The organism is Burkholderia arboris (genome assembly GCF_902499125.1).
Classification (GTDB): domain Bacteria; phylum Pseudomonadota; class Gammaproteobacteria; order Burkholderiales; family Burkholderiaceae; genus Burkholderia; species Burkholderia arboris.
The window spans coordinates 272,523-298,375 of sequence record NZ_CABVPX010000002.1 but is presented as its reverse complement, the minus strand read 5'-3'; the positions used below and the strand labels follow the sequence as shown (position 1 = coordinate 298,375).

29 protein-coding genes are annotated in these 25,853 nt (G+C 67.1%); 11 read left to right on the top strand and 18 right to left on the bottom strand.

Annotation, left to right across the window (positions count from 1 at the left end):
• Positions 1-6: 6 nt before the first annotated feature.
• Positions 7-1,326, bottom strand: coding sequence for an MFS transporter (locus BLA15945_RS03805; RefSeq protein WP_174991517.1), 1,320 nt, complete (start codon positions 1,324-1,326; stop codon positions 7-9).
• A gap of 400 nt (positions 1,327-1,726) precedes the next feature.
• Between BLA15945_RS03805 and BLA15945_RS03800 the strand changes: the two genes are divergently transcribed.
• From BLA15945_RS03800 to BLA15945_RS03780, 5 genes are all read left to right on the top strand, one after another.
• Entirely contained in the window at positions 1,727-2,146 is a 420-nt protein-coding gene (locus BLA15945_RS03800; RefSeq protein ID WP_059236751.1) for an organic hydroperoxide resistance protein, read from the top strand.
• Between the two features lie 65 nt (positions 2,147-2,211).
• Positions 2,212-2,538 (top strand): DUF4148 domain-containing protein, encoded by a 327-nt coding sequence (locus BLA15945_RS03795; protein WP_059236753.1) that lies wholly within the window; start codon positions 2,212-2,214, stop codon positions 2,536-2,538.
• Between the two features lie 60 nt (positions 2,539-2,598).
• A complete protein-coding gene (locus BLA15945_RS03790; RefSeq protein WP_059236755.1) occupies positions 2,599-2,928 on the top strand; it encodes a DUF4148 domain-containing protein in 330 nt (109 codons plus the stop codon).
• 74 nt (positions 2,929-3,002) lie between these two features.
• Positions 3,003-3,332 carry a DUF4148 domain-containing protein gene (locus tag BLA15945_RS03785; protein WP_059234147.1) on the top strand — a complete coding sequence of 110 codons (330 nt, stop codon included), beginning with the start codon at positions 3,003-3,005 and terminating at the stop codon, positions 3,330-3,332.
• 170 nt (positions 3,333-3,502) lie between these two features.
• A complete protein-coding gene (locus BLA15945_RS03780; RefSeq protein ID WP_174991516.1) occupies positions 3,503-4,219 on the top strand; it encodes a GNAT family N-acetyltransferase in 717 nt (238 codons plus the stop codon).
• 47 nt (positions 4,220-4,266) lie between these two features.
• Here BLA15945_RS03780 and BLA15945_RS03775 read toward each other — a convergent pair whose 3' ends face one another.
• The 4 genes from BLA15945_RS03775 to BLA15945_RS03765 form a co-directional block, all read right to left on the bottom strand.
• Entirely contained in the window at positions 4,267-4,722 is a 456-nt protein-coding gene (locus BLA15945_RS03775; protein ID WP_059234149.1) for a MarR family winged helix-turn-helix transcriptional regulator, read from the bottom strand.
• Between the two features lie 107 nt (positions 4,723-4,829).
• Positions 4,830-4,958: a hypothetical protein gene (locus BLA15945_RS37840; protein ID WP_256084876.1), complete on the bottom strand. Its 129-nt coding sequence runs from the start codon at positions 4,956-4,958 to the stop codon at positions 4,830-4,832.
• Positions 4,955-5,326: a GFA family protein gene (locus tag BLA15945_RS03770; protein ID WP_059234150.1), complete on the bottom strand. Its 372-nt coding sequence runs from the start codon at positions 5,324-5,326 to the stop codon at positions 4,955-4,957. Before BLA15945_RS03770 ends, BLA15945_RS37840 begins: the two co-directional genes overlap by 4 nt.
• A gap of 117 nt (positions 5,327-5,443) precedes the next feature.
• Positions 5,444-6,544: an NAD(P)H-dependent flavin oxidoreductase gene (locus BLA15945_RS03765; RefSeq protein WP_174991515.1), complete on the bottom strand. Its 1,101-nt coding sequence runs from the start codon at positions 6,542-6,544 to the stop codon at positions 5,444-5,446.
• A gap of 47 nt (positions 6,545-6,591) precedes the next feature.
• Between BLA15945_RS03765 and BLA15945_RS03760 the strand changes: the two genes are divergently transcribed.
• Positions 6,592-7,383, top strand: coding sequence for a 5-formyltetrahydrofolate cyclo-ligase (locus tag BLA15945_RS03760; protein WP_233464116.1), 792 nt, complete (start codon positions 6,592-6,594; stop codon positions 7,381-7,383).
• 11 nt (positions 7,384-7,394) lie between these two features.
• Entirely contained in the window at positions 7,395-8,081 is a 687-nt protein-coding gene (locus tag BLA15945_RS03755; protein ID WP_233464115.1) for a hypothetical protein, read from the top strand.
• Between the two features lie 63 nt (positions 8,082-8,144).
• Here the strand turns inward: BLA15945_RS03755 and BLA15945_RS03750 are convergent, their stop codons facing one another.
• Positions 8,145-9,278 carry an AAA family ATPase gene (locus BLA15945_RS03750; RefSeq protein ID WP_174991514.1) on the bottom strand — a complete coding sequence of 378 codons (1,134 nt, stop codon included), beginning with the start codon at positions 9,276-9,278 and terminating at the stop codon, positions 8,145-8,147.
• A gap of 41 nt (positions 9,279-9,319) precedes the next feature.
• Entirely contained in the window at positions 9,320-10,189 is an 870-nt protein-coding gene (locus BLA15945_RS03745; RefSeq protein WP_174991513.1) for an RNA ligase family protein, read from the bottom strand.
• A 733-nt stretch (positions 10,190-10,922) separates the two neighbouring features.
• Between BLA15945_RS03745 and BLA15945_RS03740 the strand changes: the two genes are divergently transcribed.
• The 3 genes from BLA15945_RS03740 to BLA15945_RS03730 all read left to right on the top strand — a co-directional run bounded on the left by BLA15945_RS03740 (position 10,923) and on the right by BLA15945_RS03730 (position 14,525).
• Positions 10,923-12,071, top strand: coding sequence for an RNA ligase RtcB family protein (locus tag BLA15945_RS03740; protein ID WP_059234156.1), 1,149 nt, complete (start codon positions 10,923-10,925; stop codon positions 12,069-12,071).
• Positions 12,071-12,679, top strand: a complete 609-nt coding sequence (prfH, locus tag BLA15945_RS03735) for a peptide chain release factor H (protein ID WP_319002372.1) — start codon at positions 12,071-12,073, stop codon at positions 12,677-12,679. Before BLA15945_RS03740 ends, prfH begins: the two co-directional genes overlap by 1 nt.
• Positions 12,680-13,061: 382 nt before the next feature.
• Positions 13,062-14,525 carry an MFS transporter gene (locus BLA15945_RS03730; RefSeq protein WP_174991512.1) on the top strand — a complete coding sequence of 488 codons (1,464 nt, stop codon included), beginning with the start codon at positions 13,062-13,064 and terminating at the stop codon, positions 14,523-14,525.
• Positions 14,526-14,609: 84 nt separating this feature from the next.
• On the opposite strand, the gene BLA15945_RS03725 is transcribed toward BLA15945_RS03730, so the two are convergent.
• From BLA15945_RS03725 to BLA15945_RS03705, 5 genes are all read right to left on the bottom strand, one after another.
• Positions 14,610-15,503 carry a LysR family transcriptional regulator gene (locus tag BLA15945_RS03725; RefSeq protein ID WP_059234159.1) on the bottom strand — a complete coding sequence of 298 codons (894 nt, stop codon included), beginning with the start codon at positions 15,501-15,503 and terminating at the stop codon, positions 14,610-14,612.
• Between the two features lie 60 nt (positions 15,504-15,563).
• Entirely contained in the window at positions 15,564-16,430 is an 867-nt protein-coding gene (locus tag BLA15945_RS03720) for an alpha/beta hydrolase (RefSeq protein WP_174991511.1), read from the bottom strand.
• Between the two features lie 209 nt (positions 16,431-16,639).
• Positions 16,640-17,023: a VOC family protein gene (locus BLA15945_RS03715; RefSeq protein ID WP_059234161.1), complete on the bottom strand. Its 384-nt coding sequence runs from the start codon at positions 17,021-17,023 to the stop codon at positions 16,640-16,642.
• Between the two features lie 22 nt (positions 17,024-17,045).
• The gene (locus BLA15945_RS03710) at positions 17,046-18,008 is read right to left on the bottom strand and encodes a hydroxymethylglutaryl-CoA lyase (protein WP_174991510.1); all 963 of its coding nucleotides are present in this window, start codon (positions 18,006-18,008) and stop codon (positions 17,046-17,048) included.
• A gap of 22 nt (positions 18,009-18,030) precedes the next feature.
• A complete protein-coding gene (locus BLA15945_RS03705; protein WP_174991509.1) occupies positions 18,031-19,221 on the bottom strand; it encodes a CaiB/BaiF CoA transferase family protein in 1,191 nt (396 codons plus the stop codon).
• 259 nt (positions 19,222-19,480) lie between these two features.
• On the opposite strand from BLA15945_RS03705, the gene BLA15945_RS03700 reads away from it, so the two are divergent.
• Entirely contained in the window at positions 19,481-20,446 is a 966-nt protein-coding gene (locus BLA15945_RS03700) for a D-2-hydroxyacid dehydrogenase (RefSeq protein WP_174991508.1), read from the top strand.
• Positions 20,447-20,646: 200 nt separating this feature from the next.
• Here BLA15945_RS03700 and BLA15945_RS03695 read toward each other — a convergent pair whose 3' ends face one another.
• From BLA15945_RS03695 to BLA15945_RS03670, 6 genes are all read right to left on the bottom strand, one after another.
• Entirely contained in the window at positions 20,647-20,859 is a 213-nt protein-coding gene (locus tag BLA15945_RS03695; RefSeq protein WP_047900698.1) for a hypothetical protein, read from the bottom strand.
• Positions 20,860-21,059: 200 nt separating this feature from the next.
• The gene (locus BLA15945_RS03690) at positions 21,060-21,497 is read right to left on the bottom strand and encodes a hypothetical protein (protein ID WP_174991507.1); all 438 of its coding nucleotides are present in this window, start codon (positions 21,495-21,497) and stop codon (positions 21,060-21,062) included.
• 114 nt (positions 21,498-21,611) lie between these two features.
• Positions 21,612-22,535, bottom strand: coding sequence for an ABC transporter permease (locus tag BLA15945_RS03685; RefSeq protein ID WP_059234166.1), 924 nt, complete (start codon positions 22,533-22,535; stop codon positions 21,612-21,614).
• Entirely contained in the window at positions 22,535-23,404 is an 870-nt protein-coding gene (locus BLA15945_RS03680) for an ABC transporter permease (RefSeq protein WP_059234167.1), read from the bottom strand. Before BLA15945_RS03680 ends, BLA15945_RS03685 begins: the two co-directional genes overlap by 1 nt.
• Positions 23,401-24,480, bottom strand: a complete 1,080-nt coding sequence (locus tag BLA15945_RS03675) for an ABC transporter ATP-binding protein (protein ID WP_174991506.1) — start codon at positions 24,478-24,480, stop codon at positions 23,401-23,403. Before BLA15945_RS03675 ends, BLA15945_RS03680 begins: the two co-directional genes overlap by 4 nt.
• Positions 24,481-24,529: 49 nt before the next feature.
• Complete coding sequence (locus tag BLA15945_RS03670) at positions 24,530-25,696, bottom strand: ABC transporter substrate-binding protein (protein WP_059234169.1); 1,167 nt, start codon at positions 25,694-25,696, stop codon at positions 24,530-24,532.
• Positions 25,697-25,853: the final 157 nt, after the last annotated feature.

The window sequence follows — 25,853 nt, the reverse complement described above, 5'->3', positions numbered from 1 at the left end:
CCGTCGTCACGCTTCGTCGATGCGCGAGACCCGCTTGGGATCGGGCATCCACAGGTAGCACAGCAGCGACACCAGCACGCATGCCGACACGTAGTAGAAGAACCACGCTTCGTGTCCGATGCTCTTCATCCACAGCGCGACATACTCGGCCGTTCCGCCGAACAGCGATACCGTGATCGCGTAAGGCAACCCGACACCCAGCGCCCGCACGCCGACCGGAAACAGTTCGGCCTTGGCCACCGCGCTGACCGACGAATACAGGCTGACGATCAGCAGCGCGACGACGATCAGCGCCAGCGCGCTGCCGGTCGTCTGGACCCCGCGGAGCGCCTGGAAAATCGGCACGGTGCAGAGCGTGCCGAGCACGCCGAACGCGATCAGCAGCGGACGACGGCCGACGCGATCGGACAGGCTGCCGAAGACCGGCTGCATCGCGACGAATGCAAGCAGGCTGATCACCGAGACCATCGATGCGTCGGCCTTGCTCATCCCCGCGCTGTTGACGAGGAATTTCTGCATGTACGTCGTGTACGCATAAAACGCGACCGTCCCGCCGAGCGTCAGCCCGGCGACGATCAGGCATTCGCGCTTGTGGTGAAACAGGTCGGCGATCGATGCGTGGCGACGCTTGCTCTGGCGATGCTGTTCGAACGATGCCGTTTCCTTCATGTTGCTGCGCAGGAAGATCGCGCTGCAGGCCAGCAGCGATCCGAGCAGGAACGGGATGCGCCATCCCCAGCTTTCGAGCTGCGCGGTCGTCAGGAAAAACTGCTGCAGCACGACCAGGACGCCCATCGCGAGCAATTGGCCGAGCGACAGGGTCGCGAACAGGAAGCTCGAATAGAAGCCGCGGCTGGACGGATCGGCCATCTCGCTCAGGTACGTCGCCGAACTCGCGTATTCGCCGCCGAGGCTCAGCCCTTGCAGCAGCCGCGCGAGGACCAGCAGCACGGGCGCGGCAATACCGATGGTGTCGTAGCCGGGTGTGAGCCCGATGATCAGCGAGCCGACGCACATGGCGAGCACCGAGACGAGCAGCGCGGCCTTGCGCCCCCGGCGATCCGCGTACATGCCGACGAGCCAGCCGCCAATCGGGCGCATGATGAAGCCGACGGCAAAGATGGCCGCGGTGTTCAGCAACTGCACGGTCAGGTTGCCGTTGGGAAAGAACGCTTTCGCGAAGTACAGCGAAATCGCCGAATAGACATACCAGTCGTAATACTCGATGAGGTTGCCGACCGATCCGCTGAAGATGGATCGGAGGTTCGCGAGGGTTCCGGTCGGCCGGGATTCCGTGGCCGTTGCAAGAGGGCTGACGCGCGACACGTAATGTCTCCGTTTCGATTGTGCTCGTTGTCCACGCAAGCGCTGGCCGCGGGCGGGCCGCTTGCGATCGGGTGCGGCAAGGTTAGAAGAGACGTTGCGTTGTAGAAAGCGAAATAATGACAAGGAACCTGTTCGCTTTATGGAAACCCCCCGGTTGGACGATTCCCCGCTCCCCCGCCACCTTCCCCGAATCGCGCCTCTTTTCTTGATGCCGGGCGATCAGGTTTTGTTCGCCTGAACGCCTTGTCCGGCAAGGCGCTACACACTCCAGATACATTGAAATACAAAATATCGCATGCGATTTAATCGAATGCGCTTGACGCGATCGGCCGCCGGGACCAAACTGCGTCGCATGCGATCGAATCGCATCTGATACAAACCTCAACTGACGGAGCAAATGATGAGCAAGATCGAAAAAGTGCTGTACACGGGCAAGACGCATACGACTTCCGGTGGCCGCGACGGTGCGGCCCGCAGTTCCGACGGCCGCCTCGACATCCAGTTGTCGTCGCCGGGCAGCGCCGGCACCGGCACCAACCCGGAACAGCTGTTCGCGGCCGGCTGGTCGGCTTGCTTCATCGGCGCGATGCAGCTTGCGGCGCGTGCCGCGAAGGTGACGCTGCCGGCCGGTCTCGCGGTCGACGCCGAAGTGGATCTCGGCACCGGCGGCAACGCGTACTTCCTGCAGGCCCGGCTGAACGTGAGCGTGCCGGGGCTCGATCGCGAGGTCGCGCAACAGATCGTCGACGCCGCGCACCAGACCTGCCCGTACTCGAAAGCGACGCGCGGCAACATCGACGTCGACATCCGTATCGCCTGAACTTATGTCGGGCGGCCGAGCGCCGCCCTGCCGAAGGTCCGATTCCTTTTCTATCGAGGTGAATGATGAAAGTCCAATTGATCGCTGCCCTGCTCGTCGCGGTATCAGCCGCTGTTGCCGCACCGGCGTTTGCCAACGAAACGACCGTGACGCGTGCGCAGGTGCGTGCCGAACTCGCGCAGCTTCAACAGGCCGGCTATCCGCTGAACCGTGCCACCGACGCGACCTACCCGAACGATCTGCAGGCCGCGTTGACGCAGATCCATGCCGACGATGCCGTCGCGGCCAACGTGCCGGTGTCCGGCTACGGCAGCAACGGCGCCGCCGCGACGCAATCGGGCCGCCGGCCTGCAGTCAGCGTGGCCGAGCGCTCGGTGTACTTCGGTCATTGAGCGTCGCGCCGGTAAGTGCCCCCTGATTCCTTTCCAGTTTCCATTTTGTCGAGGTGAATGATGAAAACCCGCTTGATCGCTGCCCTGCTCGTCGCTGTTTCCGCTTCCGCTGCCGCACCGGCGTTCGCCGGCCAGGCCGTCGTGTCCCGCGCGCAGGTGCGTGCCGAGCTCGTCCAGCTCGAACAGGCCGGCTACCGTCCGGGCCGCGCGAATGATCCGCATTACCCGGACGACCTGCAGGCCGCATTGACACGCATTCACGCAAACGACGCCGTGGCGGCCGAACCTTCCGCATCGTCCGGTTACGGCCGCGACGCTGCCGCCACGACGCAGTCGGGCAGCCGGCCTGCGACGCGCATCGCCGAACGTTCGATCTACTTCGGTCATTGAATGAAACCGCGAACGGCGCCGATGGCCGGCGTGCGGTGCGCGACCCCCGAATGCCTGTTTCCCTGTCGAGGTAAATGATGAAGCCCCAACTGATTGCCGCCCTCCTCGTTGCCGTATCGGCCTCCGTCGCCGCACCGGCGTTCGCCGGCGAAAGCACCGTCACCCGTGCGCAACTGCGTGCGGAACTGGCCGCGCTGCAGAAGGCCGGCTACCTGCCGAACCGTCCCAACGATCCGAACTACCCGGACAATATCCAGGCGGCGCTGAACCGGATTCACGACAGCGGTGCCGTCGCGGCCGACACGCAGGCAGCCGGTTACGGCAGCGACGCCAGCGGCGCGACGCAGTCCGGCAGCCGCAACGTGGCTCGCACGGTCGAGCGCTCGGTTTATTTCGGCCATTGAGCGTGGCGCGACGAAACCGGTCGCCAACCTCTGCCAAATAAAGCGCATGCGATGCAATCGCATGCGCTTTTTGTTGTTGGAGGCGGCGGAATTTGAATCGACAGCGCTACCTGCCCGGCCAATCCCGGTCTATGCTGTGCGCCACCCCATCTTCATTCGAGGAGCAGCCGATGCCGGATGCCACGACCGGAAACGCGACAGGCGAAACGCACGTGCTCGACCGCGTTGCCTGGAACGCACTCACGGGCAAGCAGCGCCGCTTTGCGCTCGGCAATGACCGCGCGTGGCGGTTTCCGGCGGCCATTGCGCCATTTGCCGCGATCGCCGACACGAGTGCAGCGTCGTTCGGCGCGCTGTCCGAACTGGTTGCCGCGCACGGGCCAACGGCCCTCGTCACGCCGGACGAGATCGAGCCGCCGGCGGGATTGCCGGTGATCCGGCGCGCGACGCTGTTGCAAATGGTCTGGCAAGGAACACCCGATTCGGCGTATGAATCGGAGCATGTCACGCTCGGCGAAGCCGATGTACCGGACATGCTCGCACTGACCGCCGCCGCGCAGCCGGGCCCGTTCGGCCCGCGTACATTCGAGCTCGGCCGCTACATCGGCGTGCGCAGCGAAGGCCGGCTGGCCGCGATGGCCGGCGAGCGGATGCAGCTCGATGGCTATACGGAGATCAGCGCCGTGTGCGTGGACGCCGCGTTTCGGCGGCAAGGTCTTGCGGCACGCTTGATCCGGTCATTGATTGCGTCGATTGCCGCACGGTCGGAAACGCCTTTCCTGCACGTCCTCACGACGAACCAGGTTGCGATTGAGCGCTACGTCGCGCTCGGTTTCGACGTGCGCCGCGAGATGCGCCTGCTGGTGCTGGGCGACGCGCACGCATGACGACACGGCCGACGCGACGTTGCGCCGGCCGCCGATGGTTCATCGGCTTATGCTTCGGTCGAACGGATCAGGTTGCCGCGCAGCGTGACGATCGCCTTCTGCACCTTCGCGAATTCGTCCGGCTTCAACCCGGTGGCCTCGACCAGATTCATGTCGAGCCCCTTCTCGCGTACGCGGCGGCCGCTCTTCGTCAGGCTGACGACCACCTGGCGTTCGTCGGACGGATCGCGATGCCGCTCCAGGTAGCCCATTGCCTCGAGCTTCTTCAGGATCGGCGTCAGCGTGTTGGATTCGAGAAACAGCTTCTCGCCGAGCTGGCCGACGGTCTGGTTGTCCTGCTCCCACAGCGCAATGATCGTGATGTACTGCGTGTACGTGAGGCCGAGTTCGTCGAGGATCGGTTTGTAGGCCTTGCCGAACGCAAGATTCGCCGAGTAGATCGCAAAGCACAGGAACTCGGACAGTTTCGGCGCGGCGGGCGGCGGGGTTTCGGTCGGTTTCATGAACTTCCTCCAGCGACGCGAACGGTCGCAGACAACCGCATTATATATCGCATGCGATTTTATCGGAAGCATGTTAATCGGCCGCGATGCACCGGCCCGACGCGTGTTCAGCGCTGCGTGCGGCGCTTGCCGGCTTGCTGACGGCTGACCGACAGCAACGAGCATTGCACCGGATGCGCGATTTCGGTCGCAAGCCCGCCCGCGGCAAACAGCAGGATCATCAACCAGCGTTTCATGCGTCCTCCACGACCGAGAGGCTCGCGCCGTCGGCGACCGTCGCGTCGAGCGCATACGGATCGATGCCGTCGAGGCAGCCGAGATTGACGCGCCAGCATGCCGGGTCCTTGCGGGTCTGATGGAACGGATAGACGCCGCATCGGCTGCAGAAATAATGGCGGGCCGTGTGCGTGTTGAAGCGATAGCACGTCAGCGCGCCCTCGCCTTCGACGATTGTCAGGTCGGCGGCGGCGAACATCGGGCTCATCAGCGCGCCGCGCCGGCGGCACAGGCTGCAGTTGCAGCGCACGGCTGGCGCAATGGCCGCTCTGACTTCGAACTTGACGGCCCCGCAATGGCAGGACCCCTTGAACCAGGTGGCAGACATGACACGCTCCGGAAAAGGTCATGCCTGCTTTATAGCGAACCCGCGCGCGGGCGTTGTATCGCGCTGTATCCGCCGCCAGCGCAGATACAGAACATTGCAAATCTGCGGCCGGCGCGATCAGTCCAGCGCGTGTTGCAGCCGTTCGATCGCCGCGCGCGTTTCGCGTTCGAGTGCGGCGAACAGCTCGGCGGCCGGCAGCGCGCGAACGAGCGGTGCCGCCTGCCCGGCCCATTGCGCGCCGTAACCGAATTCGCCCTTTGCCTTCGCGGCAGCATGCAGCGCCTTGCCCGCGTCGTACGCGATCGGATACGCGGGCGTGGCCGGTGCGTGCGGGTCGTCGCCGAGCGCGGTCAGCCGGTTCGCGATGCCGCGGGCGACCCGGCCCGAGATCGCGCGCGTGAACGTCGTGCGGCGCGCTGCGTCGCCAAGGATCGCGCGGCGATAGCCGTCGTCGATCGACGTCTCCGGGCACGCGACGAACGCGGTACCGAGTTGCGCGGCCTGCGCGCCGAGCGCGAGCGCAGCAGCAATGCCTTCGCCGTCCATGATGCCGCCGGCGGCGATCACGGGCAGTGCGCATTCGCGCGCGATCAGGCGCGTCAGCGCGAACGTGCCGAGGCGATCGTCGTGCGCGCTCGAATCGAACACGCCGCGATGCCCGCCCGCTTCGATGCCCTGCGCGACGATTGCGTCGATGCTGGCGGCGGCGATCTCGCGTGCCTCGTCGAGATTCGTCGCGGCGGCGAACAGCGTGATGCCCGCGCGCTTCAGCGCAGCGATCACGTCCGCGGACGGCAGCCCGAAATGGAAGCTGACGACGGCCGGCTTTTCTTCGACGAGCATCGCCTGCATCGCGTCGTCCGCGACGAAGCTCGTGTAGATCTCCGACAGCGACGCGGGCGGCGTTGCGCCGTATTCGCGGAACACCGGCGCGAGCCAGTCGAGCCACGCGCGTTCGACGGCGGCATCGGCATGGGCCGGACTGTGGCAGAACACGTTGATGTTGAACGGCCGGTCGGTGAGCGCACGCGTGTCGCGGATCATCTTGCGTGCGCCGTCGGCGTCGGTCGCGCCGACACCGAGCGAGCCGAGCCCGCCCGCGTTCGACACGGCGGCGGCCAGTGCCGGCGTGCTGACGCCGGCCATCGGCGCCTGGACGATCGGTGCGCGGATGCCGAGCGTGCGCAACAGTGTCCGGTTGTTGGTCGGTTGATTCATGTTGCCTGCCTCCTGTTGATGGCCGACGCGCGAGCTTGGCGGGTCGCATGGGCCGCCCGTATCGCATTTCCGGTTTCACCCCTAGAATAGCGGACGGAGAAACCGCATCCAAGGCCGTCAGCGCGCAGCGTTCGCCGAACGCTTCGCCCGACATTCATGCGGCTCCGCTGTCAAAAACCAACAACACCATCACAGCATTCATGAAAAGAAGAACATTCCTCGCGCTGCCCGCCGTGGCGGCGTCCGGCATGCTTGCCGCCTGTTCCGACGTCAATATCGGCCCGATCACCAATCGCATGATGAAGGATCCGGAATACCGGGAAACGCTGTCGGCGTTTCTGATCAGCGCCGACGGGAAGAAACTTGTCGTGATCGGCAAGCAGTACCACTACATCTTCGATGTGCCGCCGGCCCTCGCCGTCAACCTCACGGCGCCCTATCGCCCCAAGCTGGATACCGATTTCGACGATTTCGAGACGCACGGCGACAAGATCTCCGGGCGTTACATCCTGCAGCTTTCGAGCGAGGACGCCCCCCCCGGCTCCGAACTGCGCGCGCGGGCGCTCGCCGACGGTTTCAAGGACGAGCGCTACAAGCTGACCGAGCGCGGCACGATCAGCGGCAAGCGTTACCAGCCGAACGACGTTACGCCGTCTTCGATTCCGCAGGCGTTCAATCATTCTTACAACGTCAAGGTCATCGAGCGGCCGTCGCTGCTCGGCCAGGGCGCGAAGCTCGCGATGTCGCCGGTCACGATTGCGGCCGACGGCGCAGTGGGCCTGCTTGGCCTGGCGTTGTTCCCGATCGCGCTCACGGCATTCATCATCGTCGCGCATTGAGGCCGGCATCGATGATGGAATCGCTTGGCCGAAACCTGTTCCGGATCGGCTGCGTGGCCGCTTGCCTCGCATTCGCGCAACCCGCCGCAGCCGAAAGCGACTGGGACGCCGCACGCCATGTGCGTACCGACTGGGTGTTCGCGTCGATGAAGGAAAGCGACGTGCGGCCGACGCTCGATCGCACGTTGAAGGATCAGGTGCGCTGGACCGGCCTGCCGGGCAACACGCCCGATGCGGGCGCGTTCCAATGCACGAAGCTCGCGCTGCCGCCGCCGTCGGACGCTGCACAGGCTGCGTTCGACGCGGCGCCGTCATCACGCGGCCGCGACGCGGACAAGGCCTACGCAAAGGCCGCGTCGCTCGGCTCATGGCGTGCGGCCGCGCGTCTGGTGAACAGTTCGCTCGAGGACGAAGACTGGGAAGGCGCGCAGCCGGCGATCGCATGGTTGATCGCGCATCACGTGCCGGCCGGCTACAACAAGCTTGCGGACGTGCTGCAGGCGATGTCGGGTTACGACGGCGAAACGCCCGGCGAGCGCATGCGCGGGATGATCGCGTCGCTGCGCTGGCGCGCGGCACGCGAAGGCGATCCCGTGGCGCAGATGGAGATGGCCGATCTGTTCGAGAAGCTGGGCAAGAACGATCGGGTCACCGCGCTGCGCGCGTGCGCGACACAGCAGAATCCGGACCTGAAATGATGCGCGTCGCCGGTACGCCGCAGCGACTTGCGGCGTACCGGCGCGCACCGCGACAGTGCCGCGTCAGACTTCGTACCGCACCGCGTGCGCTTCTGTCGGCAGCGGCAGATCCCAGCGCAGCAGCATCGCCTCGAGCGCACGGTTCGTCAGCGACGTGTCGCGCCGCGCATTGCGGCGCAACAGTTCCGCGCGCGGCTGTTCGAGGTAGACGAGCGTCACGTCGGCGCCGTACGCATACAGCAGGTCGAGCGTCTTCTTGCGCATCAGCGGCGACAGGTTCGTCGCATTCCATACGAATGGCCGCTGCTCGCGCAACAGCGCCTTCGCAGCGTCGACCGCATGGTGCGCGACCGCCCCCTCGTTCTGGCCGTGACGCAGCCCCAACGCATCGCGCGCATCGTCGAACGACACGACCGGCAGATCCGGATGATGCCGCGCAACCCACGTGTTCTTGCCCGATGCCGGCAGGCCCGACATCACGACGACCTGCGAGCCCGGCGTGCGGAACAGCGGATAGTCGGGATGCACGTCCGCACCTCGGAAGTAGCTGAGCGCCGTATGCGCGTCGGTGAACGTACGCGGCTGGCCGTAACAACCGTCCTCCCGCGCCAGTTCGCGCAACAGTTCGATGTTGTCGAGTACGCGTTGCGTGTCGTCGCAGATGCGCCCGCGGATGTCGGCTTCCGCGAGCAGGCACAGAAGCGGAATGCCGACCTGCCACGACAGCTCGCGCGCGATGAACTCGGGCGTGCCGCGGCGCGACCCGCTCATCGCGAAAAACGGCACCTGATGCACGGCGATCATCCGGCAAACCGCCTCGCGCGCCGCGAACGGCATGCCGGCGTCCCACAGCGCGATGCGCGCATCGATCGCCCCTTTGCGCGAGTGGCCGGGATGGCCGATCGCACCGGTGACGGGATCGATGACCGTCGTGCCCGCTTTCGCGATGTCGTGCAGCAACGCGGCGAGGAACACGATTTCCCGGTCGGCGCGCGACGCGGCCTGATAGCCGGGCAACGCGAGCAGCGCATCGATCACCATCATCGTATGCGTCCACACGTCGCCTTCGCCGTGATGCGCGGGCTCTTGCGGTGTCGTTTTCGCGTGTTCGAGCGCGGGAAACGCCGCGAGACACGCACGATAGTCCGGCTGCCGGCCGGGCGCAGGCACGAGTGCCTGCAGCTGTTCGTACTTCATGATCAAGACTCCTTCCGAAACGGCGCGCGGCCGTCCCGTATTCATTTGTTCGGCCGCGCGGCCGGGGCCGATGGCCAGGTCACCGTCGGATGCGGCGCATACAGGTCGACATCGGGTGCGAGCAGGTTCGGGATGAACGGCTGTTCCGAGTGATGGCGCGCGGAATCGAGAATCGCCTGCACGAAATCGTGGCGCACCCACTTCAGGCGCGCGGTCGTCGCGTCGTCGGTCTCGACTTTCACGTAGAGCCCTTCGGAGCGCTCCGACTTGTCGCACTGCTGCCAGGCGCGCGCGAGGTCGAGCCCCTGCCGCCGCACGGTTTCCTCGAATGCGCGGCGCCAGTCCGGCGTCTTCGCGAGCGACGGGCCGAGCAGCGCTTTCAGGTCGGCCAGCCGCGCCGGTGCAATGCCTTCGTACAGCACGGGTACCGACAGCACGGGCCCGTCGGCGAGCAGCGCGCGCCGCGCAGGCGTCGACAGGAAGCGATCCGTCGCACGGTCGAACACGTCGAATTCGAAGAAGTGATGCGGCAGCGCGTCGTAGAACACCGCGTGCTTCTTGCTCATCGTTTCGCCGTACATCACGTAGCGATCGCCGAGGCGCTCGAGCAGCCAGCCGGCATGGGCGGCCGCCCAGGTCTTCACGAACCCGAACTGCCGCTCGCGGCCGCCGCCGGCCAGATAGTGGCCGCGCGACTGCAGCAGCAGTTCGCCGGCCGGACTGAAGCTGATGCCCGTGTTCGCGCCGTCGAGCTTTTCCTCGACGACGATGTGCGTGCCCGCGAGGGTGCGATACGGAATGTGGTCGTGACCTTCGTCGCCGTTCTGCAGGCGCGATCCTTCAAGATGCGGCGTGCGCGGGTAACGGGCGAGGTCGAGCGATTGCGCGTAGGCGCGAAAATCCAGCGTCATGGTCTTTCTCCGGAAACAGGGAAAAAGCCGACGACGTGAACGAACGGATGGGTGTGCGTTACGGTGTCAGTGCGAGTCCGGGCGCGGCCCTGCGATGACGGTTCCGGCGCTGCGAGGCAGACGGAAACGGGCAGGACGACACGCGGCCGGGACGGCAGTCGTCGGCGTATCAGGCGAAGGGACGAATGTTTGCGGGCACTTGGATCACCGGTTCGATGAGGGTTCTGGGATGAAGCAGGCGGATGCTACGAAACGGCTTTTGTGCTGTCAAGCGCGACCGGACGCTCGCGTTGCGGTGGCCCGCAGCCGTTGAATGCCTGCAGCGGTACGTCACACGTACGATCGATGCGCGAATGATCCGGATTCCTATGTGTGTGTTTTTCGCCACAACGAGCGTCGAATCGATCGGACGCATCGCGTCGCCCGCTTGCTGCGCCCGTTGTGTGCATGCTAGAGTCGCCGCCATTCCGATCAACCCCTCACTCGCAAGGAGAAGAAAATCATGACGTCACGCCAACGCTCCTCCCGTCGCGGGTCGTAGTTCGGGTTTTTCGCGTCCGTTCGTTTCATCGTTCACGCTACGCAGCACCGCGCATCGCCGTCACGGCGATGCGCCGGGTCGTCCCGATCCGGTCGTGCCGCCCTCCTCCCGACTTCCGATGTCGGGCAGCGCATGCGTGCGCTGCCCGCGCCATGGCCCGCCGTTCTTCCTTTTCATCGAACGGAAACCTCCATGGGCAATTCCATGCAATACCTGGGCGAGCGCATCACGTTGTGCGCTTGCCCCACCACCTGGATCGAAGGTGAGGCCATCCGGCAGCTCGAACTGGCTGCCACCCTCCCCGGCATGCGGCGCGTCGCCGGCATGCCCGATCTTCACCCCGGACGCGGCTACCCGGTCGGCGCTGCGTTCTTTTCGACGGGCCGGCTGTATCCGGCGCTGATCGGCGGCGACATCGGCTGCGGGATGGCGCTATGGCAAACCGCGCTCGATACGCGGCGCGTCGGCGCGTCGAAGCTCGCGAGCCGGCTCGGCTCGATCGACGCCGCGCCCGATGCCGGCTGGCAGCCGCTGATCGCGGCCGCCGGATTCGCGGATCATCCGTTCGCGGCGTCGCTCGGCACGATCGGCAGCGGCAATCATTTCGCGGAGGCGCAGCGGATCGACACGGTGTACGACGCCGAGGCGGTCGCGGCGCTCGGTCTCGATCGCGACCGCCTGTTGCTGCTCGTGCACAGCGGGTCGCGCGGCTTCGGCCAGTCGATCCTCGAGCAGCACATGCGCGAGCACGGCTACAACGGCCTCGACGAGACGGATGCTGCGTGCACGGCGTACCTCGCGCGTCACGATGCGGCGTTGCGCTATGCGATCGCGAATCGCGACCTGATCGCGCGGCGCATGCTGGCGCGCTGGCGCAGCGACGGCCGGTGCGTGCTCGACGTGAACCACAACCTGGTGAGCCGGGCGAGCGTCGACGGCGAACCGGGCTGGCTGCATCGCAAAGGCGCGACGCCGGCCGACTCGGGGCCCGTCGTGATTCCCGGGTCGCGCGGCGACTACAGCTACCTCGTCGCGCCGGTGCGGCCCGACGATGCGGCGAGCCTCGCGTCGCTCGCGCATGGTGCGGGTCGCAAGTGGGCGCGCGGCGACTGCAAGGGCCGCCTCGAGCGGCGCTTCACGCCGTCGCAGCTCACGCGCACGCCGCTCGGCAGCCACGTCGTCTGCGAAGACCGCGAACTGCTGTACGAGGAAGCGCCGCAGGCGTACAAGCCGATCGACAGCGTCGTGGACGCGCTCGAGGCGGCCGGGCTGCTGCGCCGGCTGGCCCGGCTCGCGCCGGTGCTGACCTACAAGACGTCCGGGGAGGGCTGCCGATGCTGATGCAGATTTCCTCGGCGCACGGCCCGCTCGAATGCCAGCTCGCCGCGGCTCACGCGTTGCGGCGCCTGCAGGCGGAAGCCGATGCGCGGCGTGTGGTCGTGACGGTGCTCGATGCACAGCCGGGCGAACGGCCCGGCACGCTGCGCTCGGCGCTGTTCGATCTCGATGGCAAGGCGGCGCAGGCGCTCGCGGACCGGTGGACGGGCACGCTGCAGTGGATTTGCGCGAGCCCGTACCGGTTGCGCCATCCGCGCAAGAACTGGTTCATCGGCGTCACGCGCTGTGCGGATGCGCAGCCGCTGCCGGACGGCGACGTGCGGTTCGAAGCGATGCGCGCACGCGGGCCGGGCGGCCAGCACGTGAACAAGACGAGCTCGGCCATCCGCGCGACGCATGTCGCGACCGGCCTGTCGGTGCGCGTGGAAAGCGAGCGCAGCCAGCACGCGAACAAGCGTCTGGCGCTGCAGTTGCTGCAGGTGCGCTTGCAGCAGGAAGCCGACCGTCACGCGTCGGACGCGCGCCGTCAGCGGCGGATGCAGCACTTTGCGCTGGAGCGCGGGAACCCCGTGCGCGTGTTTCATGGGCCGGCGTTCGTGCCGGCCGATTGAGCACGGCGGCGTGGCTGTCGGCGGCGGTTGCACCGGCGGCCACGCGACGGGCCTCATGGTTTTCCCGGCCCGTCAGGGTGCGCGGCGACGCACCGCTTCCGGTACGCCACCGCGTGTCACGCAGGCTGCAACGGCCTGCCGCGCGAATCCGGGCTGCCGCGCGTTCCCTACCCTTTCTGCCCGGGAAAGGACGCTTGAAACATCCGCAATTATCACGCGCCGCCGATTTGCCCACCATGTGTCGGACGATCGGCGCACCCCTCAAGGCCGGCCCTTTCACGGGCCTTGCCATGTCTGTCGCCGCGTCGTGCAGCCGGACGCACCACGCCGGCCGCGAACGGCCGGGCTGCGCGCCACGGCATATCGAAAATCAGGAGACACGATGAACAGCCAATCCCTCGATCTCGGCGGCAACGCGGGCGGACCCGCGTCCGCCCGACTGCCGGCCGCCTCTTCCGGCGTCGGCGCCGATGCGGCGGCCCTGCCCGCACGTCGCGTCACGCTCGGCGATTTCATGGACGACCTACCGGTCGGCGCATTGCACCGGTTCGTCGTCTGGGTGATCGGCATCGGGCTGTTCTTCGACATGTTCGAGATCTTCCTCGTCAGCACGATCGGCTCCGCGTTGCAGAACGAATACGGGCTGAGCCGGCAAAGCGCCGATTTCAAGCTGCTGCTGGCCTCTGCTTTCATCGGCATGTTCGTCGGCGCGATGTGCCTCGGCAGCCTCGCCGACCGCATCGGCCGGCGCAAGGCGTTCCTGCTGACGCTCTTGTGGTACAGCGCGTTCTCGCTGGTCGGCGCGTTTTCGGTGAACGCCGACATGCTCGTCGCATGCCGGTTCCTGACGGGCATCGGCGTCGGCGCGATCTACCCGGTCGCCGACAGCTTCCTGTCCGAAATCCTGCCGAAAGACAAGCGCGGGCGGCTCGCCGCGTGGGCCTACACGACCTCGTATGTCGCGGTGCCGCTCGTCGGCTTCCTCGCGCTGTGGCTGAACCCGCTGCATGTGGCCGGCGTGGCCGGCTGGCGCATCATTCTCGCGATCGGCAGCCTCGGCGCCGTGTACGTGCTGCTCGTCCAGCACCGCCTGCCGGAGAGCCCGCGCTGGCTGCTCGCGCAAGGCCGCACCGCCGACGCGCACGCGGCGCTGCGCCGTTTCGCGGAGAGCGCCGGCGTGCGCGTGCCCGACCAGTTCGCGGAACCGGTCGAGCCGCAGCGGCCGCTCGGGCTCGGTGCGCGCATCGCGCTGCTGCGCCGCCAGCCATATGGCGCGCGCTACCTGATGCTTGCGGTCTTTCACCTGTTCCAGGGCTTCGGTTACTACGGGTTCGGTACGCTGGCCGGCACGGTCGTGAAGAGCCGCGGCTTCGACGTGACGGACAGCACGCTGTTCATCGCGCTGTCGTTCATCGGCTACCCGATCGGCTCGCTGCTGTCGATTCCGCTGTTGAACTGGATCGAACGCCGCACGCTCGTGATCGTGTCGATCCTGTCGATCGCGGTATTCGGGCTGTGCTTCGCGTACTCGGGCAATACCGTGCTGATCGTCGGCTTCGGGTTCCTGACGACCTGCGCATCGAACGTGTTCAGCAACGCCTATCACGTGTACCAGGCCGAGATTTTTCCGGCCCGCGTGCGCTCGACGGCGATCGGCAGTACCTATGCGCTGTCGCGGATCGTCAGCGGCGCACTGCCGTTCGTGTTGTTGCCGGTGCTCGGCAGCTACGGGGCGGGCGCGATGTTCGGCGTGATCTCGGGCGCGCTTGGCATCGTCGCGGTGACGCTGCGCATGCTCGGGCCGCTGACCACGCGGCGCAGTCAGGATGAGATCAATCCGGTGTAATGCGGCGAGCGGCACGGGGGGCGCGCAAGCGTGCCCCGTGCCCCATGCGTCGTCGTTTCATCGCATTCAGCGCATTCATCGCATTCAGCGCGCCGACATGAAATCGAACAGTTTCGCGACGTCGGTCGTCAGCGCGGTTCCCGCCTTCACGCCGACCCACAGCGTGCGCGTGGCCCACGCATCGTCGAGCTTCACGACACCGAGCCGCGCCGCGCGCTCGCCCGTCACCGCATCGCGCGGCAGCACGCCGATGCCGAGCCCCGCCTCGATCATTCGGCTTACACCGTCGAAATTCGATACCTGGATGCGCAGTTTCAGCGAGCGCTCGGCCGCGAACGCGGCGTCGGTCATGCGCGCGAGCAGCGAACTGCCGTCGCTCAGGCCCACGTAATCCTCGTCGAGCGTATCCGCGAAGCGGATGCTGTCGCGCGCGGCGAACCGGTGCGTGCGCGGCACCAGCAGCACCAGCTCGTCGCGCCGGTACAGCCGCCGTTCGATGCCGGGCGCCGGCACGTTGTCCGCGAACACGCCGAGATCGGCCTTGCCGGACGCGAGCGCGTCGACGATCTCGTGACTCAGTCGCTCCTCCAGGCTCACCTTGATGCCCGGATTGTCGGTGAGGAATGCAGCCAGATCGGCGGGCAGGAACTGGACGATCGCGGACGTGTTGGTCCACACATGAATGTGGCCGCGCACGCCGGCGACGTAGTCGCTCATCTCGTGCGCCATCCGGTTGACCTGCTCGATCACCTTCGCCGCATGGTCGAGCAGCGCGCGGCCGGCGGGCGTCAGCTCGACGCCGCGCGCATGCCGGACGAACAGTGCGCTGCCGGTCACGCTTTCGAGCTCGGCGATGCGCTTGCTGACCGCAGACAGCGTGAGCTGGCCGTGTTCGGCCGCCTTCGTCAGGCTGCCGTGCTCGGCGACGAGCGCGAACACGCGCAGCGACTGCAGATCGAAATGAAGCGGGTTCACCATGTCGGGGTCCTGGGAGGGCCATGCGGGTCGTGCGCCATCATCGCGCGGGCCTGACGCCGATCATACGCCGCCCGGCCGCGTAGTCGCGATGGAGCGCGGCTGGCGCGGCGCGATGGCCTGCAGCGCGGCAAGCATCGCGCCATCCGGCCGCGCGAGATCGTCGAGCACCGCGAAGTGCTGCATGCCGGGCAGCCACGTGCGTGCGATCCGTTCGCCGGCCGCTTCGCACGCCGCCGCGTATTCGTCCGCCTGGCGGATGAGTTCGGGCAGTTCGGCGTCGCCGACCGCAACGACGGTCGGCGCACCGGGCCCGACATGACGCAACGGGCTGCATGCGTCGACTTCGCGCGCGGTGAGCTGCAGCTTGTCGTTCAGGCAGCACAGCGAGATAGGTTCGAGATCGACGAGCGGACTGATCGCGAGCGCCGACACGACGGCCGGATGCGCGCGATGCAGGGCCGTCAGGTGCCCGCCCGCCGAATGGCCGCTCAGGTGGATCGGCCGGTGCGCAGTGCCGAGGCCGTCGCGGTTGGCAGCGAGATGGTCGAGCAGCGCGCCGATCTCGGCGACGATGTCGGTCATCGTCGCGACCGGTGCGAGCGTGTATTCGGCCAGGATGACATCGAAGCCGTGCGCGAGCGGCCCGCTCGCCGCATACGCGAAATCCTCTTTCGTGCAGTGCTGCCAGTAGCCGCCGTGAATGAACACGAACAGCGGCGCGCCGGGCTGCCCGCATGACAACCAGTCGAAACGTTGCGCAGGGTGTGCGCCGTAACGCAGGTCGCGGCGGCCGGGCGTCGCATCGTACAGCGCCGCGCTGCGCGCCTGGCATGACGCGAGCAGCGCCGGGAAATCGGGAACAACCTTCGTGTTCAGGTACGCGGCGTCGAGCGCCGCGCGGTCCATGCCGCGATAGAGGATCGTCATTCCGGGAGCGCCTGGGTCGGGTTGCGGATGCGCAGGGCAGCTTCGCCATGCGTGTTGCGAAGGCGGCGACTGAGCCGGCGCCGTTGCACCATTATCCGCAGCACGGCCGCGGCCGGCTATCCGAAATCGGCGGGCGCGGCGCGCACCTGTCCGCTTTCGGCGAAGGACTGTGAATGCCGTGCGCGCATGGGCACGCCACCCGCTGCCGCTCAGATCGGCTCGGAGATCTCGATCAGGTTCAGGTCGGGATCGCGTACGTAGACCGAGCGGATCTTCTGCGTCGCGCCGGTGCGTTCGACGGGCCCTTCGACGATCGGCCATTCGACGCGCCGCAGGTGCGCGATCACGTCGTCGAGCGGCACCGATGCGATGAAGCACAGGTCGAGCGCGCCGGGCACCGGCACATGCGCTTTCGGCTCGAACTCCGCGCCGCGCACGTGCAGGTTGATCTTCTGGTTACCGAAGCGGAACGCGAGGCGGCCGGCGCCGAAGGCTTCGAGCTGCATCTGCAGCACCTCGGTGTAGAAATGCTTCGTCTTGTCCGGATCGACGCAGGTCAGTACGAGATGGTCGAGGTGGTCAATCAGCGCCATGGGATGGGCTCCTTTTTGTCGTTCACGAAAAAGCGCGTTGCGCGGGCATGTCGCCGGCGTCGGCGCGCGGCGGCGGGTGCAGGTCCGAGCGGCGCCCGGCCTTCAGGATCTGGCTCGGCACGTCGTGCCCGATCAGCGCGGGCAGGCGTGCCGATGCGGCCAGCACGGCCGCGAGGTCGATGCCCGTATCGTAGCCGTCGAGTTCGAGCATGTGGACGAGTTCCTCGGTGCATGCGTTGCCGGTCGCGCCCGGCGCATACGGGCAGCCGCCGAGACCGCCGAGCGACACGTCGAAGCGGTCGATGCCGGCGTCGAGCGCCGCGAGCGTGTTGGCCAGCGCCATCCCGCGCGTATTGTGGAAATGCAGCGTGAGCTGCAGCGCGCGGAAGCGCTCGCGCGCGCGTTCGGACATATCGCGCACCTGCGACGGAAATGCCATGCCCGTGGTGTCGCACAGCGTGAAGCCGTGCACGCCGAGATCCGCGAAGCGCTGCATCCATGCCAGCACCGCTTCGGCCGGCACGTCGCCTTCCATCGGACACCCCAGCGCGGTCGACAGCGATACGTTGATCGCGACCCGCGAGCCGCGCACGGCGTCGATCACGTCGCGCAGCTGCGCGAACGATTGCTCGCGCGTCATCCGCAGGTTCGCGCGGTTGTGGCTTTCGCTCATCGACATCACGAGGTTCACTTCGTCGACGCCGCACGACAGCGCGCGCTCGGCGCCCCGCACGTTCGGCACGAGCACCGTATAGACGACGCCCGGTGCGCGCACGATGCCGTGCATCACGGCCTCCGCGTCGCGCAGGGCGGGAATCGCCTTCGGCGACGTGAACGACGTGACCTCGATCTTCGCGTAGCCGCACGCGCTCAGCGCGTCGACGAGCGCAATCTTGTCGTCGGTGTCGACGAATGCAGCTTCGTTCTGGAAACCGTCGCGCGTCGCGACTTCGTGGATGTAGAGCCGTTTGTGTGCTGTGCTCATGTCGTCTTCTCCCGAGTCCGGTTCAGATCACGCCGCGCGTGCGCCAGTCGTCGCGTGTCGCGGCACCGATGCCGAGCGATTCGAGTACCGCGTCGGTATCCGCGCCGAGCGCGGGCGCCGGACGCTCGATGCGCCCGGGCGTGGCCTCGAGTTTCGGCACGATGCCCGGCACGAGCACGGGCGTGCCGTCGGGCAGCGCGGCGTCGACGATCATGTCGCGTGCGCGGTAGTGCGGGTCGGCCGCGATGTCGGCCACGTCGTAGATGCGCCCGGACGGAATGCGTGCTTCGTTCAGTGCCGCGAGCACCGCGTCGAGATCGTGGCGCGCACTCCACTCGCCGATCGCCGCGTCGATACGCTCGACCTGTGCGACGCGCCCGTCGTTGTGCGCGAGCGCGGGATCGTTGCCGAGATCGGGCCGGCCGATCAGTTCCATCAGACGCCGGAAGATGCTGTCGCCGTTGCCGGCGATCAGCGCGTACTTGCCGTCGCGGCAGCGGTACGCGTTGGTCGGCGCGATGCCGGGCAGGCTGCTGCCGGCCGGCGCGCGCACCGCGCCGAACGCCGAGTATTCGGGCAGCAGGCTTTCCATCAGGTTGAACACCGATTCGTACAGCGCGACGTCGACGACCTGCCCCTTGCCGCCCTGCTGCTCGCGATGCCGCAGCGCGAGCAGCACGCCGATCACGCCGTGCAGCGCCGACAGCGAATCGCCGAGCGAGATGCCGACACGCACCGGCGTGCGGCCGGGCTCGCCCGTCAGGTGCCGCAGGCCGCCCATCGCCTCGGCGATCACGCCGAAGCCGGGTCGGTCGCGGTACGGGCCCGTCTGCCCGAAGCCCGACACGCGCAGCATCACGAGCCCCGGATTGATCGCGGACAGCGCGTCCCAGCCGAGCCCCCAGCCTTCGAGCGTGCCGGGCCGGAAATTCTCGATCAGCACGTCGGTCTCGGCGACGAGGCGGCGCACGACGTCCTGGCCTTCGGGCGTGCGCAGGTCGAGTGTGAGCGAGGTCTTGTTGCGCGACTGCGCAGCCCACCAGACCGACGTGCCGTCGTGCAGCAGCCGCCATTTGCGCAGCGGGTCGCCGACGCCGGGCGGCTCCACCTTGATCACGTCCGCGCCGAATTCGGCGAGCATCCGGCCCGCGAACGGCCCGGCGATCAGTTGGCCGAGTTCCAGCACGCGAATGCCGTCGAGGGGTCGTGTCATGGCTGTCTCCGATCAAATCGTGTAGTCGATGACGGCGATCATGACGGCGTTCGCGCACCGCGAAAATCGATCGATGCTCAACCAGCCTTTCCGAAACGGAAAGGCACGCGCCGGGCGAGTGTCGCGTCGGCTGTCGTGCGGTGCGCCAGCCTTTCCATCCGGGAAAGCGCACTCGCGCAACGGTCAAACGACGGCGCGCGCGCCGCCGGCAGAATCGAAGCCGTTCCGCGCCACCGGGCGCCTGTCAGCGAGACCTGCCATGTTTTCCGTTTCCTCTCCCGCGAAGATCGTGTTTCTCGACCGCGCGACGCTGTCGCCGCAAACCGTGCTGAAGCCGATCCCGTTTCCGCACGTGATGCAGACGTTCGACCGCACGGCCGCGCACGAGGTCGCCGCACGTATCGGCGACGCGGACATCGTCGTGACCAACAAGGTGCGACTCGATGCGGCCGCCTTAGCCGACGCGCGGCAACTGCGGATGGTCGCGATCGCCGCGACCGGCACGGACATCGTCGATCTCGATGCGTGCGCGGCGCGCGGGATCGTCGTGAGCAACATCCGCGGCTATGCGGTTCGCACGGTGCCCGAGCACACGTTCGCGCTGATTTTTGCGCTGCGCCGTAGTCTCCTCGCCTATCGCGACGCGGTGCGCGCGGGGCGCTGGCTCGACAGCGGACAGTTCTGCTTTTTCGATCATCCGATCCGCGACCTGGCCGGTTCGACGCTGGGCATCGTCGGCGACGGCGTGCTCGGCCGCGCGGTGGCCGGCATCGCCCGTGCGCTCGACATGCGCGTGCTGTTCGCGGCGCACGGCGATGCCGCAGGTGACGACCACGCGCCGCTCGACATGTTGCTGCGCGTCAGCGACGTGATCACGCTGCACTGCCCGCTCACGCCCGCGACGCGACACCTGGTCGATGCGGACGCGTTCGCGCGGATGGCGCGCCGGCCGCTGCTGATCAACACCGCGCGCGGCGGGCTCGTGGACGAAAGCGCGCTCGTCGACGCGTTGCAGTCGGGGCAGATCGCCGGCGCGGGGTTCGACGTGGTCACGCAGGAGCCGCTGCCGGCCGCGCATCCGTTCCACGCGATCCTGTCGCATCCAGCCTTCATCCTGACGCCGCATGTTGCGTGGGCGAGCGACGAGGCGATGCAGGCGCTCGCCGATCAGCTCGTCGACAACGTTGCCGCGTTCGCCGGTGGCGAACCGCGGCATGTCGTGTAGCGCTGCAAGCACAAACGGAACGGCCCCGCTCGATTGCTCGAAGCGGGGCCGACTGAATTCGGGGGCGGCTTACGCCGGCGACTCGGCGCGTAACGGGTTCGTGCATCAGCCCGGTCGTGAGGCTGGTTTCTGAATGCCTGTTGAGCGCTACTTTGGGGAATTCAGGCCGACGACGCGGTAGGGCTAATCCGGAAAGCCGCTCAGTACGCGGACATCTCGACGCAAGGATCGACCTTGGACGGCGAGCAGATCACCGAGTACTTGGCGCTCTCGCGCATCAGCGCTTCGCCTTCGTGCAGCGCGATCTTGATCTCGGGGTGACGCTCGTACGCGAGGAATGCCGAGCACATGACGGCGGACATCACGACGAGGGAAAACACAAATTTTTCAAGGGTTTGGAAACGTTCAGGCATGGTTCGACCTTTCTCTTAGGCCGTGATTATACCCTGAGATAAGGGTTTTCCCTATAAGTCAGCCTGCATACCGAGGATGCATTCAATCGAGATCGGGCCAGGTGCTCGCGCCCCTTTTCAGACCAAGCCGCGAGACGGGGCGGCCTGCCAGGCCGGGGCCGCGTGCCGGGAGAAGGAGAAGAAGGCTGGCAGCCGGCGCGTCACTGCGGTGCCGACGCGCCGTTGGCCGCATTGCCCGGCCAGGCCTTGCCGATATGGTCGATCAGCGATTTCGCGGTGCCCGTCACGAGCGCCGCATCGACGCCCGAGGTCTGCCACGAGCCGTCGGCGGCCTTCACGAAGGTCAGGTTCGCGCGCGACGGCGAGTAATCGGCGTTGCGCCACGTGACGACGACGTCACACGAATACGTGCGATCGCCGAGCTTCTTGCAGTCGCCGTCGGGCTTGGCCGACACGACATCGGCCGATACGGGCAGCGGCTGGCCGAACAGCGCGTTCAGGCCGCCGTGGTTTTCCGCTTCGAGCGCGCGGCGCACGGCCGCGTCGACGTCGCTCGATCCGGGACCGTCGTGGAGCAGGTTGCAGGCGGCCAGCAGCGTCGAGGCGCCGGCGAGTGTCAGCAGCGTTTGAAACTTCATGGATATCCGTCGATCGGGTGAACGCCGCGTAGTCTGCAACGTCCGCGTGCCGGGCGCGGTATCCATTTGTAACCAATTGCACGGATGGCCGGCACGACCGTGTGACGCCCTCGCCTATTGACGCTCCTGCTTCACGCGGCTGACCAGCTGCGTCGGGCTCACGAACTGCAACGCGATCACGACCCACACGAGCGTGATCGCCATGTAGATCATCGCCATCGCGTCGATCGACTGCGGCGCGCGCACGCCGGTCGAGAACACCGCGTAATACAGCGCGACGACGAGCGTCTGCGTGCTCGGCCCCGCAGTGAAGAACGTCAGCTCGAACATCCCGATCGTGCGCACCAGCACCAGCAGCCCGGCCGCGAGCATGCCGGGCACCAGCAGCGGCAGCAGCACGTAGCGGAAATAGCGCCACGTGTTCGCGCCGAAGATGCGCGCGGCGGCTTCGAGGTTCGGATCGATCTGCTCGATGAACGGCGTCATCACGAGGATCACGAACGGCAGCGCCGGCACGAGGTTCGCGAGGATCACGCCGGGCAGCGTGCCCGCGAGCCCGATCTTGTACATCACGGTCGCCATCGGGATCCCGTACGTGACGGGCGGCACCATCAGCGGCAGCAGGAACACCAGCAGCGCAAGGCGCTTGCCGCGAAACTGCACGCGCGCGAGCGCATACGCGGCCGGCACGCCGAGCGCGATCGACAGCAGCACGACCGCGCCGACGACTTCGACGGTCACCCACAACACGCTCGCGAGCTGGAAGTCCTCCCACGCCTTCGCGTACCAGTGCAGCGTGAAGCCTTGCGGCAGCGGCGTGCCGAACCAGCGCGTCGCGACCGAATTCACCGCGACGGTCGCGATCAGCAGCATCACGTTCAGCAGGAAGAACGCCATCAGCCCCCAGACGAGCGCCTTCCAGGCACGGCCGGCGAGGTTGCTTTTCATCCGGTGCGGTTTCCTTGCGTCGACGGGCCGCGCGTCGGGCGCGTCATGCTTCGGCGGCCAGGTGCGCGCGGCATGATTGTCGGTCGCCATCAGCCCTTGCCTCCCGTGACCGCGCCCGTATAGAAGAAGCGGCGCGCGCCGAGCATCGACGCGACCACCAGCAACTGCACGAAGCCCATCACGATCGCGATCGCCGACGCGAGCGAATAGTCGTAGCTCTCGAATGCGGCTTCGGCCGCCGCGATCGAGATCACGCGTGTCGGCCCGGCCGGCGCACCGAGCAGCACGGCCGACGGGAACACCGAGAACGCCTGCACGAACGACAGGCACGCGGCCATCGTGAGCCCCGGCACGAGCAGCGGCAGGTAGATCTGCCGGAACTGTTGCCACGGGTTCGCGCCGAGTGTCGCGGCCGCACGCGCGAGCGTCGGGTCGATGCCGCTGATGTACGACAGCATCAGCAGGAACGCGAACGGAAAGCCCGACACGATCAGCGACAGCAGCACGCCCCAGTAGTTGTGCGTGAGGCGCACTTCGTCGGTGTACAGGTGCAGCCCCTGCAGCGCCTGCGGAAACCAGCCGTTCGGCCCGAAATACGTGAGCATCCCGTCGGCGACGAGCACCGTGCCGAGCGTGACGGGAATCACGAGCAGCGTCGTGACGAATTTCTGGTACGGCGAATTGCGGCGCAGCGCGAACGCGACGGGCACCGCGATGCCGACGTTGAGCAGCGTCGCCGGCACCGCGAGCTTCAGCGTGACGAGCACGGTCGGCCACATCGCGGTATCGGTGAAGAACTGCACGTAGTTCGCGAGCGCGCCGCCGCCGTTCATCGGCTGGAACGACAGCACGAGGCCGTACGCGAACGGATAGATGAACAGCGCGACGATGAACGCAAGCGCGGGCGTGACGAGCCACGCCTTCGGGTCGCGCGGCGCGCCGGACGCGAGCGTGCTCATGCGGGCTCCGCGGCGTAGACGAGCGTACGCGATGGCGCGACGCGCAGCCTCAAGCGCTCGCCTTCCGCGAATTCGCCGGCGACACGCGCCCAGATCGCGCCGAACGGCGTGACCGCACGGATCAGCGAATCGCGGCCGCCGTATTCGACCGTTTCGACGGTCGCATCGAATGCGTTGTCGCCGCCCGCGTCCGCGCGCTCGATGTCGTCGGGACGCAGTGCGACCACGACGTCCTTCGCGTCGAAGCCGGCCATCGGTATCCCCGTGAGCCGTACCCCGCCGGCTGTGATTTGAACGCCATCGCCGGCCATCCCTTCGAGCGTGAACGGCAGCACGTTGCGATAGCCCATGAAACGCGCGACATGCAAGTTGTGCGGGCGCGTATAGACGTCCTTGGGCGACGCGACCTGCTGCACGACGCCCTCCTTCATCACGACGATGCGGTCGGCCATCGACAACGCTTCATCCTGGTCGTGCGTCACGTAGATCGTCGCGCGTTCGAGCTGCGTGTGGATGCGGCGGATCTCGGCACGCATCTCGATGCGCAGCTTCGTGTCGAGGTTCGACAGCGGCTCGTCCATCAGCACGAGCGGCGGCTCGATCACGATCGCGCGCGCAATCGCGACGCGCTGCTGCTGCCCACCGGACAGTTGTCCCGGCAGCTTGCCCTCGTGGCCGACGAGCTGCACGAGTTCGAGCGCCTGCTGCGCGCGCCGCCGCGTTTCCTGTTTCGGCACGCCGCGCATCTTGAGGCCGAAGCCGACGTTGTCGAGCACCGACATGTGCGGAAACAGCGCGTAGTTCTGGAACACCATCCCGAAGCCGCGGCGCTCGGGCGGCAGCACGTCGATGCGCGCGTCGTCGAGCCAGATGCCGCCGCTCGACAGCGGCTGCAGCCCCGCGATGCAGTTCAGCGCGGTCGACTTGCCGCAGCCCGACGGGCCCAGCAGCGCGATGAATTCGCCGCGCCGGATCTCGAGGTCGAGCCCGTTCAGCGCGGCGACCTGCGCGCCTTCCGAGTTGGTGAAACTGCGGCACACGCCGTCGAGCCGTAACCGTTCGAAACTGTGCTTCATTCCGCGAACTCCATCGACGCGGGCGCCGCGGCGCCCGCCGGTTCAGGCGTCACTTCGACTTCTGCGAACCGATCTCGCGGTCCCACTTCTGGAACGCGGCGACCATCGCCTGCGCGCTGAGCGGCTGCACGTGCGGGCGATCGGCGAGCAGCTTCGCGTACTCGGGGCGGCCGAACTTGCGGACCACCTCCTGGCTGTGCGCGGGCGCCATCTCGAGCGTCACGCCCTTCACCGCGGGGCCCGGATAGAAATAGCCGTCGTCGTAGGTCATCGCCTGCTGCGCCGGTTCGAGCAGGAAGTTCATCAGCTTGAACAGCACGTCGAGCTTTTCCTTCGGCACGCCCTTCGGGATCACCATGTAGTGGGCGTCGTTGACCCACGTCATGTTGTCGAATGCCTGGATTTTGAACTCGGCCGGCACGATGCCGAGCGCGCGCGGGTTGAGGTCCCAGCCCGTGACGGTCACGGTCATGTCGCGCGTGCCTTCGCCGAGTTCCTTCATCACCGCCGACGTGCCGCCCGGGTAGTACGGCACGCAGTCGTTCAGCGCCTTCAGGAACGCCCAGGTCTTGTCCCAGCCGTTGACCGGATCCTGCGGATTCTTGTCGCCGAGCACGTACGGCAGCCCCATCAGGAACGTGCGGCCGGGGCCCGAATTCGCCGGGCGCGCATAGATCAGCTTGTTCGGGTGCGCCTTGCACCAGGCGAGCAACTGGTCGGGCGTCTTCGGCGGGGTGCTGACCTTCGCCGGGTTGTATTCGAGCAGCGGGCCGGCCGGCATGTAGGTGACTTCGAGGCCGAAGCCCTGCGCGAGATCCTGCATCTTGCGCGGGCCGGGCGCGTACTTGTCGAGCACGCCGGGGAACGCGGCCGCGTCGTCGGGCAGGAGTTTCAACCACAGGTTCTGTTCGATGCCGGCGGCCAGCGCGTCGGTGCCCGTCAGCACGAGGTCGATGTCGGAGCGCCCCGCCGCCTGCATCGCCTTGATCTTGCCCGGCAGCTGCGGCGCCGGCGCATTCGTGAACGTGACGTTCGACACGAGGGTCGGGTTCTTGTCCCGGAACGCCTCGATGGCCTTCTGCGTGAGCTGCAGGTTGCCTGCGACGTCGACGATGTTCAGTGACACGGGCGCTGCAACGGCCGCCGCGGCCGTCAGCGTGAAACCCAGTGCGAGTGCGATCCGGCGGACACGGCGAGCGATCGTGGTGGTGTTCATGTCTCCTCACTTCGGTCGGTGGATGGGACCTTTCTTTTCAGGAAATCATGACGGCGTTATACGATGTCGGTCAACAAAAAACCACGACGCGCGGGGCGGGACTTTCCCTGACAAAAACCTTCCGTATGTCAACGATTGGCGTGCTGACCGACATTGT

Excerpts from the sequence above, each read along its gene's own strand:
- BLA15945_RS03685 (WP_059234166.1), bottom strand. The coding sequence starts at position 22,535 with ATGGCGACCGACAATCATGCCGCGCGCACCTGGCCGCCGAAGCATGAC.
- BLA15945_RS03745 (WP_174991513.1), bottom strand. The coding sequence starts at position 10,189 with ATGACGCTGGATTTTCGCGCCTACGCGCAATCGCTCGACCTCGCCCGT.
- BLA15945_RS37840 (WP_256084876.1), bottom strand. The coding sequence starts at position 4,958 with ATGAAACGCTGGTTGATGATCCTGCTGTTTGCCGCGGGCGGGCTTGCG.
- BLA15945_RS03740 (WP_059234156.1), top strand. The coding sequence starts at position 10,923 with ATGGGCAATTCCATGCAATACCTGGGCGAGCGCATCACGTTGTGCGCT.
- BLA15945_RS03705 (WP_174991509.1), bottom strand. The coding sequence starts at position 19,221 with ATGACACGACCCCTCGACGGCATTCGCGTGCTGGAACTCGGCCAACTG.
- BLA15945_RS03800 (WP_059236751.1), top strand. The coding sequence starts at position 1,727 with ATGAGCAAGATCGAAAAAGTGCTGTACACGGGCAAGACGCATACGACT.
- BLA15945_RS03725 (WP_059234159.1), bottom strand. The coding sequence starts at position 15,503 with ATGGTGAACCCGCTTCATTTCGATCTGCAGTCGCTGCGCGTGTTCGCG.
- BLA15945_RS03780 (WP_174991516.1), top strand. The coding sequence starts at position 3,503 with ATGCCGGATGCCACGACCGGAAACGCGACAGGCGAAACGCACGTGCTC.
- BLA15945_RS03765 (WP_174991515.1), bottom strand. The coding sequence starts at position 6,544 with ATGAATCAACCGACCAACAACCGGACACTGTTGCGCACGCTCGGCATC.
- BLA15945_RS03770 (WP_059234150.1), bottom strand. The coding sequence starts at position 5,326 with ATGTCTGCCACCTGGTTCAAGGGGTCCTGCCATTGCGGGGCCGTCAAG.
- BLA15945_RS03785 (WP_059234147.1), top strand. The coding sequence starts at position 3,003 with ATGATGAAGCCCCAACTGATTGCCGCCCTCCTCGTTGCCGTATCGGCC.
- prfH (WP_319002372.1), top strand. The coding sequence starts at position 12,071 with ATGCAGATTTCCTCGGCGCACGGCCCGCTCGAATGCCAGCTCGCCGCG.
- BLA15945_RS03675 (WP_174991506.1), bottom strand. The coding sequence starts at position 24,480 with ATGAAGCACAGTTTCGAACGGTTACGGCTCGACGGCGTGTGCCGCAGT.
- BLA15945_RS03750 (WP_174991514.1), bottom strand. The coding sequence starts at position 9,278 with ATGAAGTACGAACAGCTGCAGGCACTCGTGCCTGCGCCCGGCCGGCAG.
- BLA15945_RS03700 (WP_174991508.1), top strand. The coding sequence starts at position 19,481 with ATGTTTTCCGTTTCCTCTCCCGCGAAGATCGTGTTTCTCGACCGCGCG.
- BLA15945_RS03720 (WP_174991511.1), bottom strand. The coding sequence starts at position 16,430 with ATGACGATCCTCTATCGCGGCATGGACCGCGCGGCGCTCGACGCCGCG.
- BLA15945_RS03670 (WP_059234169.1), bottom strand. The coding sequence starts at position 25,696 with ATGAACACCACCACGATCGCTCGCCGTGTCCGCCGGATCGCACTCGCA.
- BLA15945_RS03695 (WP_047900698.1), bottom strand. The coding sequence starts at position 20,859 with ATGCCTGAACGTTTCCAAACCCTTGAAAAATTTGTGTTTTCCCTCGTC.
- BLA15945_RS03710 (WP_174991510.1), bottom strand. The coding sequence starts at position 18,008 with ATGAGCACAGCACACAAACGGCTCTACATCCACGAAGTCGCGACGCGC.
- BLA15945_RS03755 (WP_233464115.1), top strand. The coding sequence starts at position 7,395 with ATGATGGAATCGCTTGGCCGAAACCTGTTCCGGATCGGCTGCGTGGCC.
- BLA15945_RS03775 (WP_059234149.1), bottom strand. The coding sequence starts at position 4,722 with ATGAAACCGACCGAAACCCCGCCGCCCGCCGCGCCGAAACTGTCCGAG.
- BLA15945_RS03715 (WP_059234161.1), bottom strand. The coding sequence starts at position 17,023 with ATGGCGCTGATTGACCACCTCGACCATCTCGTACTGACCTGCGTCGAT.
- BLA15945_RS03680 (WP_059234167.1), bottom strand. The coding sequence starts at position 23,404 with ATGAGCACGCTCGCGTCCGGCGCGCCGCGCGACCCGAAGGCGTGGCTC.
- BLA15945_RS03760 (WP_233464116.1), top strand. The coding sequence starts at position 6,592 with ATGGGCCGCCCGTATCGCATTTCCGGTTTCACCCCTAGAATAGCGGAC.
- BLA15945_RS03690 (WP_174991507.1), bottom strand. The coding sequence starts at position 21,497 with ATGAAGTTTCAAACGCTGCTGACACTCGCCGGCGCCTCGACGCTGCTG.
- BLA15945_RS03795 (WP_059236753.1), top strand. The coding sequence starts at position 2,212 with ATGAAAGTCCAATTGATCGCTGCCCTGCTCGTCGCGGTATCAGCCGCT.
- BLA15945_RS03790 (WP_059236755.1), top strand. The coding sequence starts at position 2,599 with ATGAAAACCCGCTTGATCGCTGCCCTGCTCGTCGCTGTTTCCGCTTCC.
- BLA15945_RS03730 (WP_174991512.1), top strand. The coding sequence starts at position 13,062 with ATGAACAGCCAATCCCTCGATCTCGGCGGCAACGCGGGCGGACCCGCG.